The organism is Bacillota bacterium, from assembly GCA_013178045.1.
Lineage (GTDB): Bacteria > Bacillota > Ch66 > Ch66 > Ch66 > Ch66.
In genome coordinates, this window is record JABLXP010000003.1 from 95,380 (window position 1) to 113,100 (window position 17,721).

The following is a 17,721-nucleotide window of genomic DNA, read 5'->3' on the forward strand; positions in this document are numbered from 1 at the left end:
ATCCTCCATGTATATTTTTTTCTTTTCTTCATCTACCGAATAATTTACTGTTATTTCTGGACGTGATTGCGAATATATTCGATCGCCACACTTGTCGGGGTCCCCGGGGTGAAGATCTCGGCTACCCCCGCTTCTTTGAGAACGGGAATGTCTTCCTCTGGGATGATCCCGCCGCCGATGACCAAAACATCTCCCATGTCCTGTTCCTTTAATAATTCCACAACACGCGGGAAAAGGTGCAGGTGGGCACCAGACAGGATACTCATGGCCACTACGTCAACGTCTTCCTGGACCGCCGCTGCAACAATCTGTTCCGGGGTTTGCCGCAGACCTGTATAGATGACCTCCATCCCCGCGTCCCGCAGCGCCCTGGCGATCACTTTCGCACCCCGGTCGTGCCCGTCCAGGCCCGGTTTGGCCACCAGCACGCGAATTCGTTTATCTTCCATCGTCTTTCACTCCTTCTTCAATTCTTACTGACATGTCATCGCTTCTCATCTCCACAATCGATACGACTGCCGACCTCTTTAGACCCAGCATCTTTTTCTAGCTCATCAATACGCTGACCGTGTTATTCGATTACGGCTAAGATGTCTCCCTGGTTAACCACGTCGCCTACTTTGCATTTGATTTCTTTGACTGTCCCACTGGCGGGTGCGTATATCGGGTTTTCCATTTTCATGGATTCCAGTATGATGACTTCGTCGTCTTCTTTTACTGCGTCTCCAGGTTTGATCATGATGTCGACAATTTTACCTACCATCGGGGCCTGTATTTCCGCCACTGCTATCCTCTCCTAACTTGAGTTAGTTGTTTTTTTGTTTTTTGTTTTTTGTTCTGGTTTGTTATGCAGTCGGGCCAGGGGTTGGCAGTCGTGATCGTGGTCGAGCTACCTCTATAGTGTTATTTCTGGTAATTGTTTCATCAGCGGTGGTTTGTTTTTAAACTGTTTCCACCGGCCGGTATTCGCCGAATACTTCGCGCAGAACGCCGCAGATTTCGCCCAGGGTGGCGTAGGCTTTTACTGCCTCCAGGATATACGGCATCAGGTTGTCTGTGCCCTGCGCGGCCTGACGCAGGTTGGCCAGGGCGGTGTCTACTTTTTGTTGTTCCCGTTCCGCCCGCAGTTTGGCCAGTTTCTGGGCCTGTAGTTCTGCCACCGCCGGGTCAACCCGCAGTAAGTCTTTCGGCGGCGTTTCTTTGATCTGGAATTTGTTCATGCCGACGACGATGCGCCGGCCGCTTTCGACGTCTTTCTGGTAGTTGTAGGCGCTTTCTTGAATTTCCCGTTGGATGTAGCCCTGTTCAATGGCTTTGACGGCCCCGCCCATGGCGTCGATTTTTTCGATGTAGGCCATGGCCTGTTTTTCGATTTCGTCGGTCAGGGCTTCTACGTAGTAGGACCCCGCTAATGGGTCGATGGTTTCGGCGACGCCGCTTTCATAGGCAATGATCTGCTGTGTCCGTAAGGCAATGCGCACCGAGTCTTCTGTCGGCAGGGCCAACGCTTCATCTCGGGAGTTGGTGTGGAGCGACTGGGTCCCGCCCAGGACGGCCGCCAGTGCCTGCAGGGTGACCCGCACGATGTTGTTGTCTGGTTGCTGCGCGGTGAGGGTGCAGCCCGCGGTTTGGGTGTGGAAGCGGAGCATCCAGGAGCGCGGGTCTTTGGCCCCGAAGCGTTCTTTCATGACCCGCGCCCACATCCGCCGGGCCGCCCGGAATTTGGCGACTTCTTCGAGCAGGTCGTTGTGCGCGTTAAAGAAGAAGGAGAGCCGGCCCGCGAATTGGTCGACATCCAGTCCCGCTTTGATGGCCGCTTCGACGTAGGCGATCCCATCCGCCAGGGTGAAGGCGACTTCCTGGACCGCCGTGGCGCCCGCTTCTCGAATGTGGTAACCGCTGATGCTGATGGTGTTCCAGTTCGGAACGTGCTGGGCACAGTAGGCAAAAATGTCGGTGATTAACCGCATTGAGGGCCCCGGTGGAAAGATGTAGGTCCCCCGCGCGGCGTATTCTTTCAGGATGTCGTTCTGGATCGTTCCGTTGAGTTTTTCTGGGGTGACCCCCTGCTTTTCGGCTACGGCGATGTACATGGCCAGCAGGACCGAGGCCGGGGCGTTGATGGTCATGGAGGTGCTGACTTTATCCAGCGGTATGCCATCGAACAGGATCTCCATGTCCTGCAGGGAGTCGATGGCTACCCCTACTTTCCCAACCTCACCCTGGGACAGGGGATGGTCGGAGTCCAGGCCGATCTGGGTCGGTAAGTCAAAGGCAACGCTTAAGCCCGTTTGGCCCTGTTCAAGCAGGTATTTATACCGTCGGTTCGATTCTTCGGCGGTGGCGAATCCCGCGTACTGGCGCATTGTCCAGAAACGGCCGCGGTACATGGTAGGCTGGACCCCGCGGGTGAACGGGTATTGGCCAGGTAGTCCCAGGTCCCGGTCATAGTCCAGGTCCGCTACATCGGCTGGGGTGTACAGCCGTTTCACCGGCAGGCCAGAACCAGTGACAAACTCTTCTTGCCGTTCTTTGTTTTTGGCCAGTACCTTGCTCAGCGAATCCGTTTCCCAAGACGCAACCTTTTGCTTGAGTTGCGTTATCTTTTCACGGTCAAACATTAAGCTTGTCCTCCCTTAACTATGGTTATAGAAATATAAATTTTTATGGGACATTGGCCGTTTTCGCTATCCATGTTCAACAATCGACGTATTTCAAGCATTTTTAGGTTAAATAAAACAATTGCTGAAACTTTTTTAGCGGGTTACTCTAGCAAGAATTAAAATCAATGAGGCAATAAAAGGACCCTCCCTGCCGGTTTGAGATAACCGGCAGGGAGCTTCAAAAATCGTTTTAAGAGAAGTGGTTTGTGTGAAGGTGCACTTGCAATAGTAGTACCTATCTATCACCTAGGACAAATTTAGCGATAATCATCTTTTGAATAAAGGTCGTGCCTTCCACAACCTTGAATGAACGGGCGTCCGCCAAATAACGCGTTCCGGGATACTCGGTCGTGTAACCAAAGGAACCAAGAATAGTCAAACAATCGTTAGCCCCATTAACCGCGGCCTCCGAAGCAACATACTTGGCCAGAGACGTTTCATACTGATTAGGCAGCCCTTGATCCTTCAGCCAGGCCGCCCGGTAGACCAGGAGCTTGGCTGCTTCGTGCTCAGCTGCCATTTCCGCCAGGGTGGACTGAACCATTTGGAAGTCCCCAATCCGCCGGCCAAACTGCTGCCGTTCATTAGCGTATTTTGCCGCTGTTTCGAGACAGGCGCCGCTCAAACCCAATGCCCCAGCGGCGCAACCGATGCGGGTGTTGTTCAGCTGCGTCATGCAGATCTTAAAGCCATCCCCGGGTTTACCCAGCACATTTTCTTTGGGGACAATGGCGTTGTCAAAGACCACTTCACCGGTCGGTGAGCAGTGGAGGCCAAACTTCGTTTCTATGGGATGCACTTCAACCCCTGGTGTGTTTTTAAAATCGACCAGGAAACAGGTAATGCCGCGGTGTTTGGCCGCCTTATCTGTCGAGGCGTAAAGCAGGCCATAGTCAGCGATCGGGGCGTTCGTGATAAACATCTTCTGCCCGTTAATCACCCAGTGGTCACCTTTATCTACCGCATAGGTATTCATGGAAGCCACATCCGAGCCGGTGTTCGGTTCGGTAATGGCAAAGTAACCAATCCACTCGCCACTGACAAACTTCGGGATGAATTTTTCCTTTTGTTCCTTGGTACCAAACAGCTGGATGGTGAGGGCCGGGCCGATGCACTGCATGTTGATCGGGAGCCGCCAGGACGCGTGGACCTTGGCCAGTTGTTCGGTCACCAGGCAGGCTTCCACGAAACCCATGCCATTTCCACCGTACTGTTCTTCGATACAGAACCCAAAGAAGCCAAGTTCCGCCATCTTGTCGTGGATTTCTTTTTCGGAAATAATGATTCTTTTCATCCTCGTCTACATAAGGCGCGATCTCGTTTTCGGCAAAACGTTTCGCCATCTCTTGAATTATCCTTTGTTCTTCTGTTAACCCAAAATTCATCAGACATTCCTCCTTAGCTTTCTATACTTCTGGTAAATCATCTTGCTTTACCAAAACAATTCGAAACAACACAAGCTTAGCTTATTTTCCCTGAAACCGCGGACTGCGTTTCTCTAAAAAGGCATCCAAACCCTCCAGTCGGTCCTCGGTGCCAAAAATCACCGCTTGCCCCAGAATCTCAATGTTTAACGCAGTACGGAGATCAACCTCTGTCCCCAGCCGCATGACCCGTTTCACCATCCGGACGGCCACCGGGCCCTTGCTCATGATCCGCTTGGCCGTCTCCTGGACCGTCACCATCAGTTCTCCCGCCGGGACCACCTTGTTGACCAGGCCGATCCGCAAGGCCTCAGCGGCATCAATTATCTCCCCGGTCAGGATGAGTTCTTTGGCCTTAGCCAGCCCGACTAATCGCGGCAGCCGCTGGGTCCCCCCGGCTCCCGGCATGATCGCCAACCCCAGCTCGGGCTGCCCAAACTTGGCGTTCTCACTGGCGATCCGCAGGTCGCAGGCCATGGCCAATTCACATCCGCCGCCGAAGCAAAAGCCATTGACCGCGGCAATTACCGGTTTATCCAGTTCTTCGATATCCAGCAAAACTCGATGGTATTCTCCCACCAGTGTTTGGAGCATACTCCGCTCGCGTAACGCCCTCACGTCCGCTCCGGCCACAAACGCTTTATCCCCGGCGCCGGTAATCACCAGCACCTGGACATCATCATCTATCCCCAGTTCACCTACCGCCTGCCGGATCTCAGCCCACGCCTCCCGGTTAAGGGCGTTTCGCTGCTCGGGACGGTTGATGGTGATCAACCCGATCCCAGCCTCCTTTTCCACCAGCAGGTATTGAAAAGACATGCTCATACCTCCTCCGTAATGTTTGCGACTTCCTATAACTTGAGCTCAATCGCCTCATAAGAGCGTTTCATCTTCTCATAATATTCCTCAAAGGTCTCTGTCTTTTGGGTCGATTTCTTCCCCAGGATGATCCCCATGGAATCAAAGGAACGCATCACCCGCACCTGTTCCTCTGTTGGGGGCTCAACTTCCGAGAGCCAAGGCGCGACCTTCAAGTCCCAGTCAACCCGTTCCCGCACCTGGTCAACCGTCACGCCGGGGAACAGGGCGTCAAGGTACATTTCTTTGGTCTCTTCGTCGAACTTGAAAATACAGTGATCAGTGACAACCATAACGGGTCCCCCACCCATAAGGCCGGCGCGTTCCCTGGCACCGGGTCCGGTCAGATACCCGGGGCTGGTCATAAAGCGCACGCGCTCCACAAACTTGCCCTTTTCCAAGCGGATCATGATTACCGTCCGCTGGGCCGAAGACGCAATATCGTTGGCCCCACCGCTGCCGGGCAGCCTGACCTTGGGCCGGGTATAGCTCCCATCCACCCCCGGGATCACCGTGCTGTTAAGATTCCCATAGCGGTCAACCTCTGCCCCGCCGATAATTCCCAGCGTAATAAACCCTCGTTGTTGATCACTGAACACCCGCCACATGGGACCGGCCGCCAGGGCATTGTCCGTCGTCGGGTTGTCGGAGATCGTCCAGGGAATCCGCCGGCTCATGGCCCCGACTCCCCCGCCTTCGTAGATCAAGATTGCGTCTGGCGCGTGGGTACTCACCGCACAGACACCGGCAATCAAAGGAATCCCGATCCCAATAAAGGCAACATCATCATTGCGGATCTGGCGGGCCGTAATTGCCCCCATCAATTCGGACGTCGTATAATCCTTGGCGTAGCTCATCGGGCTCCCTCCTTTGATACAATCTGGGGGATCTGGTAGTTATCATGTTCAAGCTCCTGCAGTTTGGCTAACCGATCCCAACCGACTTTGTTGAGATAGTCGTTATGGCTTTCTATCCCGTAGATCCACTCATCCATCCACTGCAGGATCCCTTCCCTGGTCCGTGAGGCAGCCACCATCTGGCGGCGGAAGGGAATATCCATCCAGTAATACCCCGCTACCGATAAGGGGTGACAGCCAAATGGTGCCTCCACGACAGCCGAAACACAGTAGGATGGAATCGCCGTCATGTTCGGGAGCTTACGAATCTCGCTCGTCGGGATTATTTCTTCACAGGTCAGCACTACTTTTTTTGCCGCCCGGGCGATGATATCATCGTTAACAAACATTCCCCAGATCTGGGCATTGCCGGCCTTGTCCGCCCGCTGCACGTGAATAAAGGCGACATCCGGCTGCGCTGCTGGTACCAGTGCAACTGGTCCGTTCCCATAGGGGTCATCAATCACCTTAATCTTCGGGTTTACTTTAATCATATCAGTCCCCAGCAGGGACTTGGTCGGCATAAAGGGCACCCCGCTGGCGCCGGCCATAAAGCGTAGTCCCATCGCGTAATTTGAATATTCCTCAATTTCGAGGTAATGGGGAATCCCTTGTTCCACCGCGCGCCTCCAGTTCAACCCCATGCCAACGACACCAATCCAGATATATGCAGATTCAACTCGCTTGATACAGCCAGCGGCGATCAGCGGCTCGGCTGTATCGGTAGTGGTGGCCGTAATGAAAGTGAGGTCCTTCTTCCGCTGCCGGATGATCTCGTGACAAGCCGCAAAGGGTTCTCGACTTCCCAAACCACCAAAAGTTATCGAACACCCATCTGTGACAAAGGTGGCAACTGCTTCTTTTAAGGTCATTCGCTTATCTTGCACACAACATCCCTCCTTATGGCGAAAAACAGATTTGCATATTCCTTCACCCCCACCCTGTTCGGCCGTGCTGATAATGTCTCTTTTTGTGATATGATGTCTAATTTTGTCTTGCTATGTTGTCTTGTGTCATATCGTGCCTGTTTTTGTCTTTTTCTGTTGTTTCTGTTGATCTAACCCATTTTTAACACTAATTGCAAATAATGTGCCAGCTTGTTTAACCGTCTGGTGCCTGGGCGTACTGTTCCCATCCCAACACAAAAAATAAATTTTTCAAAAATTGATAATGCTTCTTTCGCCGACGCAGAAGGAGTCAATCATTTTGTTTTTGCAACATCTGCGCCAATGGTGATTTAATTTTGAAACAATTCAGACCGGTGTGTTTGTGGAATAAAGTGCATGCATGATTATGTTTAAGCAGGTGAGTAATCTCTGGAGAAGATGAACAATAAATTTCTCAAAAAGTCATTTTTAGGCTGTCGTTACCAGAGATTCGGCAAAATATAATTGTTGCTCTCGCCAGAGCAAACAGGTACACTTATATTACAACTGATCGCTATTCTATGTAAGATTCCAACCTGTCACAGAACAAATCCCGAAACTTTCAACATTCATTCCCGCCTTAATTCATTCCACTTTATCCAGCCGAAAAACATTCAAACGTCGGAGGTGGTAGATTGTTTGAAAACATTGTTTTTATCAACCCGGACCCTTTGCTGCCAAAGCTGCACCGAGAGATTAGCCAACACGTCCGCGTTATCGATGCCATCATGGATGAGGCTATTCCTTACCTGGAAGAACTGGCTAAGTCAAATGTAGATGTCGTAATCACACGCGGCTACACCGCGGATCTGATTCGCTCTCGCATGAAAATTCAGGTGGTCAATGCCGAAATATCGACCTTTGACGTGCTGCAGACGATTTTCCGCAACCGCCGGCGGATTGCCCCGGATGAAAAAGAGATCGGCTTTGTTAGTTACTATAATCAACCTTACGATATCAAAGTCATGGAGCAGATCCTGGGCATCAAGATCCGCCACTTTACTTACCGCGAACAATCCGACGTGATTAAAAACGTGCACGAAGCCAAACAATTAGGATTGAGGACTATGTTCGGCGGCCTGATCACCTTAAGGACCGCTCAGCAAATGGGCATGCAAGTTATTCTCATCCGCCCCAACCGGGAAACGATTTTTCAAGCCATACAAAAAGCCAAGGAAATCGCCCAGATCCGCCAGCACGACTACGAGATAAATGAGCGCTTGAAAGCCCTGCTTAATCTTACTTCTGAGGGGATCGTGGCGCTCGGGTCAACGGGAAAAATCCGCTTGATCAACCCGTCTGCAGAACGCATTCTGGGACTAAAAACAAACGTTAATGGCAAGTCAGCCGCTGAGGTCTTGCCGGAAGGTCTGGTTGCCCTACTGAACTCGAAAACGGCTGCCTGCGAACAGTTGGTGAATACCAATCAGGGACAGATCGTGGTCAACAGCACACCCATCCATTTCGGCAATAAGTATATCGGCTCACTGGCTACCTTTAACGACGTGACTCACGTGCAGGTCCTGGAGCAGAAAATCCGCGCTGAATTATTCTCCAAGGGTCTGGTGGCCAAGTATAACTTTGATGATATCGTTGGCCGCAGCGAGCCGTTGCTGCGGGCGGTCTCTGCCGCCCGGCATTACGCTCAATCTGACGCCACCGTCCTGATAACCGGCGAAAGCGGGACCGGCAAGGAACTTTTCGCCCAAAGTATTCACCAGAGCAGCCGCCGGCACCGCGGTCCTTTTGTGGCCATTAACTGCGCCGCGTTACCGGAACACCTTTTGGAAAGCGAGCTGTTTGGCTATGAAGAAGGGGCGTTTACCGGGGCCCGCAAGGGGGGAAAACCCGGTTTGTTCGAACTGGCGCACAAAGGCACCCTGTTCCTGGACGAAATCAGTGAAATGCCCCCCCATCTCCAGTCCCACCTGCTCCGTGTATTACAACACAAAGAAGTGATGCGGGTTGGGGGTTCGCGGGTCATTCCCGTGAATGTACGGATTATCGCCGCGACGAACAAGGATATTAAGGAACTGGTTGAACAGGGGACGTTCCGCAACGACCTCTTCTACCGCCTGGATGTGCTCAGACTGATCGTTCCACCGCTGCGCGAGCGGCAGTCAGACATTCCCTATCTGGTGCAATACTTTCCCAATCAAATATCATCACGCTACAACAAACGGGTGCCACCGTTAACGGAAACAGTTTTACAGTCCATGCAATCCTATCACTGGCCAGGAAATGTGCGGGAATTGGAGAACTTTGTTGAAAAATACGTTGTCCTGTGTAACGCCGGCGAATCTTCTGAGATGGCGGAACAAATGGCCCTGGGTCTCCTGGCGCAGGGAAAAGGAGAAACCTACAAACCGCCTAAACCAACCATTACCGTACCCGTCGGCAGTCTGGAAGAGATGGAAAGCAACATTTTAATTCAGTTGGACCAAATGATCCAGGATAAGCAGAAACTGGCAAGCCGCTTAGGCATCAGTCGGTCGACCCTGTGGAGGAAACTCCAGAGCAATAATCAAGTTAGGAGTGAGAAAGATGCTTAACTACGACTACAAGGCCGGTTCCAAGGGGACACTTGTCTTTATTCACGGCTCCGGCGGCAGCCGCCGCAAGTGGCGAAGTTTGATGAGTGATCTGCCTGAAGGGTATGGGGGGCTGGCCCTGGATTTACCGGGTCACGGGGAATCAACAGGCGAGGCACAGTCCGATGTCAGCGAGTACGCCCGTGTGGTCAGAGATAGCGTGACCGCCATTGGACCCACACGGCCGCTGATCTGGGTAGGACACTCCCTCGGTGGGGCGATTGTCTTAATGGTCGCCCTGATTGACCCGAACGCGGTTGATTATCTTGTCCTGGTGGGCACGGGGGCCCGTCTGCGGGTCGTCCCTGCCTTTTTAGAAAACCTGCGACAAGGGATAGTTAACCCGGCCTTTAAACGGCGGGCCTTTTCCCCAGCCACAGATGAAGCTTTGATTAACGCCGAAATCGAAATGGATCTAACAGTGGATCCGGTCGTTGTTTACCGTGATTTTCTTGCCTGCGACAACTTTGACGTGATGTCGCGCCTGCCCGAAATACAACAGCCCACCCAGGTGATCGTTGGCGCCGATGACCTCCTGACCCCGCCCAAATACTCCGAGTATCTGGTAAAAAACTTACCCAACAGCACTCTGGCGGTGATTCCTGCCGCCGGACACATGGTCATGCTGGAACAGCCCGCCGCAGTCAAACAGGTGATCACCGAGTTTCTCCGCCAACACAACCACTGAGCACAATTAAAGCCTTGGCAAGATTTGACTAATTTACAAACACCGATAGCCTACCTGCGCGGTAGGCGATCTTTTTTCAAACCCTGTATTACTCCAGTCAAGACGTCGACCAGTAAATTTACCTGTTTCGCCAGTTCCACCACCGCTTCCGCAATCCCCAGCCCTTCATTGCTCAACACACCACTCTCTTCTCCTGCTCTCCCCGACGTTAGTTTAGCGCGGTGAGCACCAATGTAGTCACAATACCGTTGGGCAATCAAGCGCCCATCCCCTAAGGTCCTGCTCACTGTTTCCCGGCTGCTCGGGCTGTCCAGGCAGTAACCATTTAACAACTGAAGCCGGCAGCCGCGGGGGTAGACCGGGCTCGTGACCAACCCCGAAACCTGATTAACTGCCACATAACCATAAGCGCTGTCGTTTGCCGTCACTGGCCGCCGCAGCTTGACCGGAATGAGAATCAGGTGAATAGACAGGGGAAGCGGCACCAGGGCCCGGCGGCCGACCAGTTCACCGTAGATCTCTCTGGCCGCTTGCTGGTCCAGAGCAAACTGACGCGCCAGGGCGTTCCGCACCCCCCGGATGGTCCGCCGGTCCAGGTAGTGTCCGCCATTGTTCGTAATAATCTCGGTGGCATCTCCCAGCCCCGGTTGATAAACCGGGCATAAGGCCGTTAATTCGTTATACAGTTCCTCAACTTTCCGGTATTCCATACCCTGGCCTCCTCTCCGCCAACTTTGCCATCATCATAGACCAGGGTTGTGTAGAGAGCATGATCCTTCTGTGCAGAATAAGTGAATTGTTTGTGTTCCCAATGATACTCTTTTTTCTTTCATGTCCCCCGTAAAAATTGTTTCAGCCGCCCCTTTACGCCAATTGCAATTTGCGCTAAAGTGAAAACAGAATGCCATTGGGCATTCTGCCATAGACTAGAGAAAGACTGGATATGTAAAAGTCCCATTCAGGTTAGAGGTTAGACACTGTCAGTAAAATTTTAGATGCGCTCATGGAGGTATCAGACATATGTATCCCACGTCACAGATCCGTGATCTTAGACTTGCGCCAGAAGGCCACCGAAAAATCGACTGGGTTCGTCCCCACATGCCGATCCTGAATCAGCTCCGCACCGAGTTTGCGCAGACCAGACCATTTGCTGGACGGCGTCTCGTCCTCTGCCTGCACCTGGAAGCGAAAACTGCCTACCTGGCGCGAGTCCTGCAGGCCGGGGGGGCCGAGGTCACTGTTGTTGCCAGTAACCCCTTGTCAACGCAGGACGATGTTGTAGCCGCGCTGGTGGATAGCGGCATTCGCGCCTTCGCCTGGCACGGAGCCACTGTCGAGGAGTACCGCCGCCACCTGAATCTGGCGCTGGACTGTCACCCCGACGCCATCATCGACGACGGCGGAGATGTGGTGGCTCTCCTCCACGCGGAACGCTCAGCCCAGCTCCCCGAGATCCTGGGCGGCTGCGAGGAAACAACCACCGGGGTCTTGCGCCTTCGCGCCATGGAACGTGAAGGCCAATTGCACTTCCCCATGATCGCCGTCAACGACGCCTACATGAAATACCTCTTTGACAACCGTTACGGAACAGGCCAATCTGTCTGGGACGGTATTATGCGGACTACCAATCTGGTCGTCGCTGGCAAGACGGTCGTGGTAATCGGCTACGGGTGGTGCGGCAAGGGAGTAGCGCTGCGCGCCAAAGGGCTCGGGGCGAAGGTAGTGGTCACCGAAATCGACCCGATCAAGGCCAATGAAGCCATCATGGACGGCTTCCAGGTCCTGCCTTTGATTGAAGCCGCGAGTATTGGCGACGTTTTCATCACCGTGACTGGCAACATCAATGTCATCCGGCGGGAACATTTCGCGGTGATGAAAGACCAGGCGATCCTGGCCAATGCCGGTCACTTTGACGTCGAGATCAGCAAACCTGATTTATTCCAAATGGCGGTGTCTTCCCGGACCGTCCGCCGCAATATCGAGGAGTTTGTCTTTGCCGACGGACGGCGGGTCTACCTCCTGGCGGAAGGGCGGCTGGTCAACCTGGCCGCAGGCGATGGACATCCCGCGGAAGTGATGGATCTGAGCTTTTCCCTGCAAGCCCTGTCCCTTAAATACCTGATTGCGAATCGGGCCAACCTCGTGCCGAAAGTTCACCCGGTGCCGGCTGAGATCGACCAGCAGGTCGCGCGTCTGCGCCTAAAAGCGCTCGGCATTACCATTGACACCCTGACGCCAGAGCAAGAACGTTATCTAGCCAGTTGGGCCGATTAGCCATACCCGTCTGTTTCTGCCTTAATCAGCCGGTAAGTACCCGGGCGTAGTTGGTAGCCCAGTGAGCGGTGATTGAGAATATAATAGGGGTCGCGGCCATCATCGCCCAGTTTGCGGCGCAGATTACGGATGTGCGAACGTACATCAAAACCGGACCCCTCCCCGCCTGTTCCATCCCCATACAGGGCATCATACAAAACCTCTGGAGTCGTTATCCGTCGGCCATTTTCCGCTAACTTGGCGAGAATCCGCAGTTCCGCCGCTGTTACATTCAATCTCTCCGTGCCCAACCAGACTTCACCCGTCTCTGGGCTAATGACCAGCAGGGGACGGGAAGAACCACCCACCTGATAGACTGGGTGGTTCTCTGCGATCTGGAATTCTACTTCCAAGCCATCTGGCAAACTGCCCACCCGCATGAAGATCACTCTTCCTCGACTGCCATCACTAGTCCCATCCATAAAATATCTCGCCCTCCTTTGAAACGTGTGTTTGGTGTAATTATTCGCCGGTGGAGTCAAGAATCCTGTCTGGCAGAGGAAGTTATTTCCATCAAATTCCGACAATCCATGACGCCAAGATGGTAAGTTCGCCGCATATTTTTCATTTTTCTCGGGCAACCTGTCAGCAGTAGAGAAACTTTATAAAATAAAAAATCCTGGGGGGAAAAATGTGACCTACTTCATCAGGCGCCGGCGCATCGCCCTGTTTTTCCTCTTCTTCGGCGTCGTGATCGCGATGATGCTTTCTTTCAAGCTCTGGGTCGACCCACCGGTGCGCAAAACCGTTCCTTTACGGGTCGGGGCGGTTGCCGTTATTCGGTAGGTTTCAACAGGTCGCTTAAAGGCTTAAACACTTCTGCTATGTAACTGCTGGGACTGGGTAGGGTAATCCCCAACACCTGGGGAATCGTCAGACCTAACCAAAGTACCACCAGAACTATATAGGCAGCCAGTTCGCGCCACATTTTTTCTTTAATTAACCAGGGCAAGTCAATCGCCAGCATGATCATCAAAGCTATGAACACCAGGGCCAGTAGTCCAAGCATCTTTACCCACTCCTTTGTTTGTTAATTCGTCCCTTCAGACCCGTTCCCGCGGGGCTGAGCCTTAATCCCCCGTCCCAGGGCCACCAGTAGCATTAGCACAGGCAAGCCGACTTCAACCGTTAAAAGCGAGTACACCGGCCAGGACTTACCCGCAAAATGAAACAGTTCAACTATATTGCGATAATTGAGCATGCCCATGGCTACGATCAGTCCGCCGGCCGGCAGCACCAACGGACGATAGTCGCGCAGCTTTAGCCATTCCGCCAAGCCGTAAACAAAAGCCAGGTAGAACAGGCTTATCTTTACCACCCCGCCAAACACCCAAATCCCAAGGGTGAAGGCCTCCACCCGCTCGATGGAAGCGGCGATATGGATCATCCGCGCGGCGTTCAGAGTAGAAATGACAAACGATGCGACCTGGACTGGCCCGAACACCGCCACCACTATGAGGTCGGTCAGGACAAACAACAAACCAGTCACCAGGATGCCTGTCAGGGAGGCTGTTCTTACTTCGTGGTTTTGATTTAAGCACGGGAGAAACATCCACATCACCACCAGTTCCCCCAACCAGGCCGTTGTCGGGATGGCCCCCTTGACCAAGTTGCTCAGGCCGGTCTCGCCAACAGGAAGTAAGTTTTTCCCGTCCATAACGTTGATTACCAGGAGATGACTGAGCAGTAACAGGCTGATTACCAGTGGCAAAAAAACCAGGTTAAGTCGAGCGATCACCTCCAGTCCGCTGCGGACCGCATAGGCCGACAGGGCAATACCGACGAGGATGATGACAATGAACGGGGTTTCCGGCAGGAACCCAATGAGCACTATATCCCCGAACTCTTGACTGATAGCAGCGGTAGTGTGGAGCAGCCACCAGAGGTAAAAGAGGCTGACCAGCCGCCCCGGCCACTTCCCCAAGATGATTTCTGCGGCCTGGATCAGGTTCTGGTCAGGTAACCGTCTCCACAACGCAGTGAGCAGTAGGGTTATGCCCAGACCGAATCCCGTTGCCAGCAAGCCGGCCAGCCAGGCATCCTGTTTGGCTGTCCCCGCTGTAACACTGGGAACAAAAAGGACACCGGTAGACAGAATGAGATTGGCAATCAGACAGCCCCATTCCACACTGCTGATCATCACCTTGTCCTTCATGCCATCACCCTCTTTCCATGTGAATTAACTCTTCAATGACTGTATTTTCTTAAAGATTGGTTTCGTCATCAGACCGGTACGCCGGATTTGAGCGTTGACGGTTACTTCAACTGGGACTTTTGGGAACTCGTCTTCCCACCGGTTTTTCAATAGTTTCCACTCCTGTGGGTAGCGGCGGTGTACTGCTTCCCCAAAGCCGAAAACATCTGTTTGCAAATCCGTCTGGGCCTTCTGAAGCGCCAGCTGGCAGCGTTCTTCTATCTGACTGGCCATGTACTGATTAATCTCCTCGATGACCGCCGGCTGGCTGGCATCATCAGGTCCCTGTTCCTCGGCCAGATCGCCCTCGGTATCAATTTCCACCTTGATCTTTAACATCCCATCATGGATTTCTGGGATCACCTTCGTCCTTGACCGGTAGATGTTGATTGATATTCTTCCTTCTTTTTTTTCGGGGCTCGGAATGGTCACCACGCCGCGGACGACTTCTCCCTGCAGCCACATCAAGCCGCGGGTCTCCGTTTCATCCAGAAACCCCACCAGTTTAGCCTGACGGAAAACCGCTACCCCAACCATTTTAACCTCTTTGGGCTTTTGTCCGTCCTCTTGGTCTTCACCCTCAATGGCAGTTGTCAGTTCTAACAGAGAAGCAGTTGCACCTGCCCCGGGTGTTACGACCTGTTTGACAAAATCCTTCAGCATCACAGCATGACCCGCCTTTGACCGGGTGAGAAACCCGATCGCCTGGGCCGGGATCTTTTCCAGTTCTGGCTCTGCTGTCAGGATCTGTTTTGCCGTTCCCCGGGCAACCATGATCCACATGAACTCTCTCGGTTGGGGACCGCGAAGGAAAAAATCAAGGACATCATCAACACCCTGGCGGGCCAGTTCTTCTCCGAGCACCAGGAAGATACAGTGTGCCCAATAGATCTCCCGGGATGATTTCAGATTTAACCGGCGTTGGGCCTCGCTAATGGTTCTCCCTCGCGCGCTGGCCACCCAGACCGGTTTGGTTTCAGACCCGCCAAGTCCCCCACCCTCCTGGCCGACAAACGTGGCCCCGGGTTTGACAATCTGAACCGTAACCTCTATTTCATCGGTTCCCGGTACCTTATCAATCCCTACCCCCATCACGATGGCCAGTTGCTTCATTCCTCGGAAGCTCCAGCAGCCGGTTTGACTAAGCAGCAAGATGGACACCAGAAAAATGGCCAACCACTTGCTCAGACGTGATTTTCCACCACTCACCAGCTACTCACTCCCCCCTCTGTCGCCGGTATCTGTGCGATGCGCTGGCGGTTTTCTGTTTTTGGCTCTGTTCGGCTGGCCGCCCGGGCTTGAGATTAGGTGCTTGCCGTTGCGGGTTCCGGTATCCGATCACCCGCGGCCGCGTCCGCATCGCCCACCAGGGGGCCCGGTTAGTAGCATCCTTCAGGTCGCGAAGCGTCAAGGGAGCCACGGGTGACAAATAAGGAACACCGAAAGAACGCAGGGAGGCCAGGTGAATAAAGATGGCAATGATTACGGCCATCACCCCAAACAGACCCAGTGTGCCACCGGCCACCATCATCGGAAAGCGCAGAAGCCGGATGCTGATGGCTGCTGAGTAGCCGGCGATGGCAAATGAACTGATGCCCGAGAGTGCCACCACGATCACCGTGGTAGGGGCAACCAGTCCTGCCCGCACCGCGGCATCGCCCATGACCAGGCCACCAACGATGCTGACGGCCTGACCGACCTGACGCGGCAAACGTACCCCGGCTTCCCGCAGGATTTCGAATACCATCTCCATCAATATCGTCTCCATAATAACGGGGAGAGGCACGGCTTCCCGCTGTCCAGCCACGCGGATCAAGAGCGGGGTAGGAAGCATCTCCTGGTGGAAGGACACGATAGCAATGTAGACTGAAGATAAGGTCAAGGCCAGCACCATGGCCAGGAAGCGCACCATCCGGATCGCCGAGCCGTAGTAGTAGCGCTCGTAGTAGTCTTCCGCCGACTGCAGCTCTGCGGTGAACAACAGCGGCACCGTCATCGCAAAAGGTGTCCCATCCACCAAAATGGCCACTTTACCCTCCAGGAGGTCGGCGCATGCTTTATCAGGCCGTTCGGTGCGCTTGATCTGTGCGAAAATTGAACCAGGGCGATCCTCAATCAATTCCTCGAGGTAACCACTCTCCAAAACACCGTCAACCTGGACCTGTTGAAGTCGTGACTTGACTTCGGCCACCAGTTTTTCGTCCGCGATTCCCCGGATGTACATGAGCGCGACATCAGTCCGGGTATAACGGCCAATTTTCAACATCATTACCTTGAGATCCGGACTTTTAATCCGTCGGCGGACTTGAGTGATATTGGTCCGCAGGGTCTCGACAAAACCCTCCCGCGGCCCCCGCACCACGCTTTCGGAGGTAGGCTCTTCAACCGATCTTGATTCCCACGCCCTGGCCCCACACAGCAGAGCCGTCGCGTAGCCATCGATCAGCAGGGCAATATCACCGTCCAGGATGCCATTGATCACATCTGGCAGGTTATGGTACTGCTCCAGTTGGTGGATTGTTAGTGCGCGTTCGACCACTGTCTCCAGGACATTGTGCGGGTTGATCCTCTCCCCTTCCTCCACCATGGAAATGTCCATCATCAGCGTTTTCATGATCTGGAAGCTGGCCTGGCCCTTGTCGATCATCCCGTCGACATAGATGAGCACGGCGCGGATTTCATCTTTTTGCGCGATCACGAACTCACGGTAGACCACGTCCGCACAGCCGGCTAAAATCTCCTTAATCTGCCGCAGATTGGTTGGCAGGCTCTTACTTAAAGCCTGCTGCTCAGGTTGCCCCGGGTCAGCCGTCCGCTGTTTTTGTTTTGACTGGCCTCGCGAGGAGTAAGTGACGGCTTTTTTCAAGATGCGAAAGAATCCGAACATGGTGTGCCACCTTTTCCTTGGTCTTATAAAGGTTATTCATTGCTAATTGTTTGCGCTCTTGGGAAATTAAAGACTTTTGTCAGAAATTATACAGTCATACCTGATACAACTACTTTCACCAGATGTACATCTGTTTATGCACAACTTGCCTGGTTAATTATGCAAAGTAATTGCTTATGTCAAGTCGAGTGCAAAAATAATTGAAAAAGCTCAATTCATGATAGAAATACTATCCATAATCCTTCAAGATGAAAGTGATGCTGAAGCATCCATCATATTGA

Annotated in this window: 17 protein-coding genes and 1 pseudogene; 5 read left to right on the forward strand and 13 right to left on the reverse strand. The window is 53.2% G+C overall.

What is annotated here, in order from left to right:
• Positions 1–50: 50 nt before the first annotated feature.
• The 7 genes and pseudogenes from HPY81_03295 to HPY81_03325 form a co-directional block, all read right to left on the reverse strand.
• On the reverse strand, positions 51–449 hold the full coding sequence (locus tag HPY81_03295; protein NPV26484.1) for a cobalamin B12-binding domain-containing protein: 399 nt from the start codon (positions 447–449) through the stop codon (positions 51–53).
• 122 nt (positions 450–571) lie between these two features.
• Positions 572–784 (reverse strand): biotin/lipoyl-binding carrier protein, encoded by a 213-nt coding sequence (locus HPY81_03300; GenBank protein ID NPV26485.1) that lies wholly within the window; start codon positions 782–784, stop codon positions 572–574.
• A 157-nt stretch (positions 785–941) separates the two neighbouring features.
• Complete coding sequence (locus tag HPY81_03305) at positions 942–2,621, reverse strand: methylmalonyl-CoA mutase family protein (GenBank protein NPV26486.1); 1,680 nt, start codon at positions 2,619–2,621, stop codon at positions 942–944.
• Between the two features lie 277 nt (positions 2,622–2,898).
• Positions 2,899–4,048 (reverse strand): annotated as a pseudogene (locus HPY81_03310) (acyl-CoA dehydrogenase).
• 81 nt (positions 4,049–4,129) lie between these two features.
• Positions 4,130–4,906, reverse strand: coding sequence for an enoyl-CoA hydratase/isomerase family protein (locus HPY81_03315; GenBank protein NPV26487.1), 777 nt, complete (start codon positions 4,904–4,906; stop codon positions 4,130–4,132).
• A 32-nt stretch (positions 4,907–4,938) separates the two neighbouring features.
• Positions 4,939–5,802 carry a glutaconate CoA-transferase gene (locus HPY81_03320; GenBank protein NPV26488.1) on the reverse strand — a complete coding sequence of 288 codons (864 nt, stop codon included), beginning with the start codon at positions 5,800–5,802 and terminating at the stop codon, positions 4,939–4,941.
• Positions 5,799–6,713, reverse strand: a complete 915-nt coding sequence (locus tag HPY81_03325) for a CoA transferase subunit A (GenBank protein ID NPV26489.1) — start codon at positions 6,711–6,713, stop codon at positions 5,799–5,801. The genes HPY81_03320 and HPY81_03325 overlap by 4 nt, the downstream gene beginning before the upstream one ends.
• Positions 6,714–6,938: 225 nt before the next feature.
• Here HPY81_03325 and HPY81_03330 point away from each other — a divergent pair, with 225 nt between their 5' ends.
• The 3 genes from HPY81_03330 to HPY81_03340 all read left to right on the forward strand — a co-directional run bounded on the left by HPY81_03330 (position 6,939) and on the right by HPY81_03340 (position 10,046).
• Positions 6,939–7,082 carry a hypothetical protein gene (locus HPY81_03330; GenBank protein ID NPV26490.1) on the forward strand — a complete coding sequence of 48 codons (144 nt, stop codon included), beginning with the start codon at positions 6,939–6,941 and terminating at the stop codon, positions 7,080–7,082.
• Positions 7,083–7,402: 320 nt separating this feature from the next.
• A complete protein-coding gene (locus HPY81_03335; GenBank protein NPV26491.1) occupies positions 7,403–9,319 on the forward strand; it encodes a sigma 54-interacting transcriptional regulator in 1,917 nt (638 codons plus the stop codon).
• Positions 9,312–10,046, forward strand: coding sequence for an alpha/beta hydrolase (locus HPY81_03340; GenBank protein NPV26492.1), 735 nt, complete (start codon positions 9,312–9,314; stop codon positions 10,044–10,046). The genes HPY81_03335 and HPY81_03340 overlap by 8 nt, the downstream gene beginning before the upstream one ends.
• A gap of 50 nt (positions 10,047–10,096) precedes the next feature.
• Here HPY81_03340 and HPY81_03345 read toward each other — a convergent pair whose 3' ends face one another.
• The gene (locus HPY81_03345) at positions 10,097–10,756 is read right to left on the reverse strand and encodes a hypothetical protein (protein NPV26493.1); all 660 of its coding nucleotides are present in this window, start codon (positions 10,754–10,756) and stop codon (positions 10,097–10,099) included.
• Between the two features lie 310 nt (positions 10,757–11,066).
• Here HPY81_03345 and HPY81_03350 point away from each other — a divergent pair, with 310 nt between their 5' ends.
• Complete coding sequence (locus tag HPY81_03350; GenBank protein ID NPV26494.1) at positions 11,067–12,320, forward strand: adenosylhomocysteinase; 1,254 nt, start codon at positions 11,067–11,069, stop codon at positions 12,318–12,320.
• Here HPY81_03350 and HPY81_03355 read toward each other — a convergent pair.
• Entirely contained in the window at positions 12,317–12,781 is a 465-nt protein-coding gene (locus HPY81_03355; GenBank protein ID NPV26495.1) for a response regulator transcription factor, read from the reverse strand. The genes HPY81_03350 and HPY81_03355 overlap by 4 nt on opposite strands.
• A gap of 211 nt (positions 12,782–12,992) precedes the next feature.
• On the opposite strand from HPY81_03355, the gene HPY81_03360 reads away from it, so the two are divergent.
• Positions 12,993–13,145, forward strand: coding sequence for a hypothetical protein (locus HPY81_03360; protein NPV26496.1), 153 nt, complete (start codon positions 12,993–12,995; stop codon positions 13,143–13,145).
• On the opposite strand, the gene HPY81_03365 is transcribed toward HPY81_03360, so the two are convergent.
• The 4 genes from HPY81_03365 to HPY81_03380 are packed head-to-tail and all read right to left on the reverse strand — an operon-like array spanning position 13,135 to position 17,440.
• Positions 13,135–13,368: a hypothetical protein gene (locus HPY81_03365; GenBank protein ID NPV26497.1), complete on the reverse strand. Its 234-nt coding sequence runs from the start codon at positions 13,366–13,368 to the stop codon at positions 13,135–13,137. The two genes, HPY81_03360 and HPY81_03365, sit on opposite strands and share 11 nt — an antisense overlap.
• 21 nt (positions 13,369–13,389) lie before the next feature.
• Positions 13,390–14,514: an endospore germination permease gene (locus HPY81_03370; GenBank protein ID NPV26498.1), complete on the reverse strand. Its 1,125-nt coding sequence runs from the start codon at positions 14,512–14,514 to the stop codon at positions 13,390–13,392.
• A gap of 24 nt (positions 14,515–14,538) precedes the next feature.
• Positions 14,539–15,762, reverse strand: coding sequence for a Ger(x)C family spore germination protein (locus tag HPY81_03375; protein NPV26499.1), 1,224 nt, complete (start codon positions 15,760–15,762; stop codon positions 14,539–14,541).
• 7 nt (positions 15,763–15,769) lie between these two features.
• Positions 15,770–17,440, reverse strand: a complete 1,671-nt coding sequence (locus tag HPY81_03380; GenBank protein NPV26500.1) for a spore germination protein — start codon at positions 17,438–17,440, stop codon at positions 15,770–15,772.
• Positions 17,441–17,721: the final 281 nt, after the last annotated feature.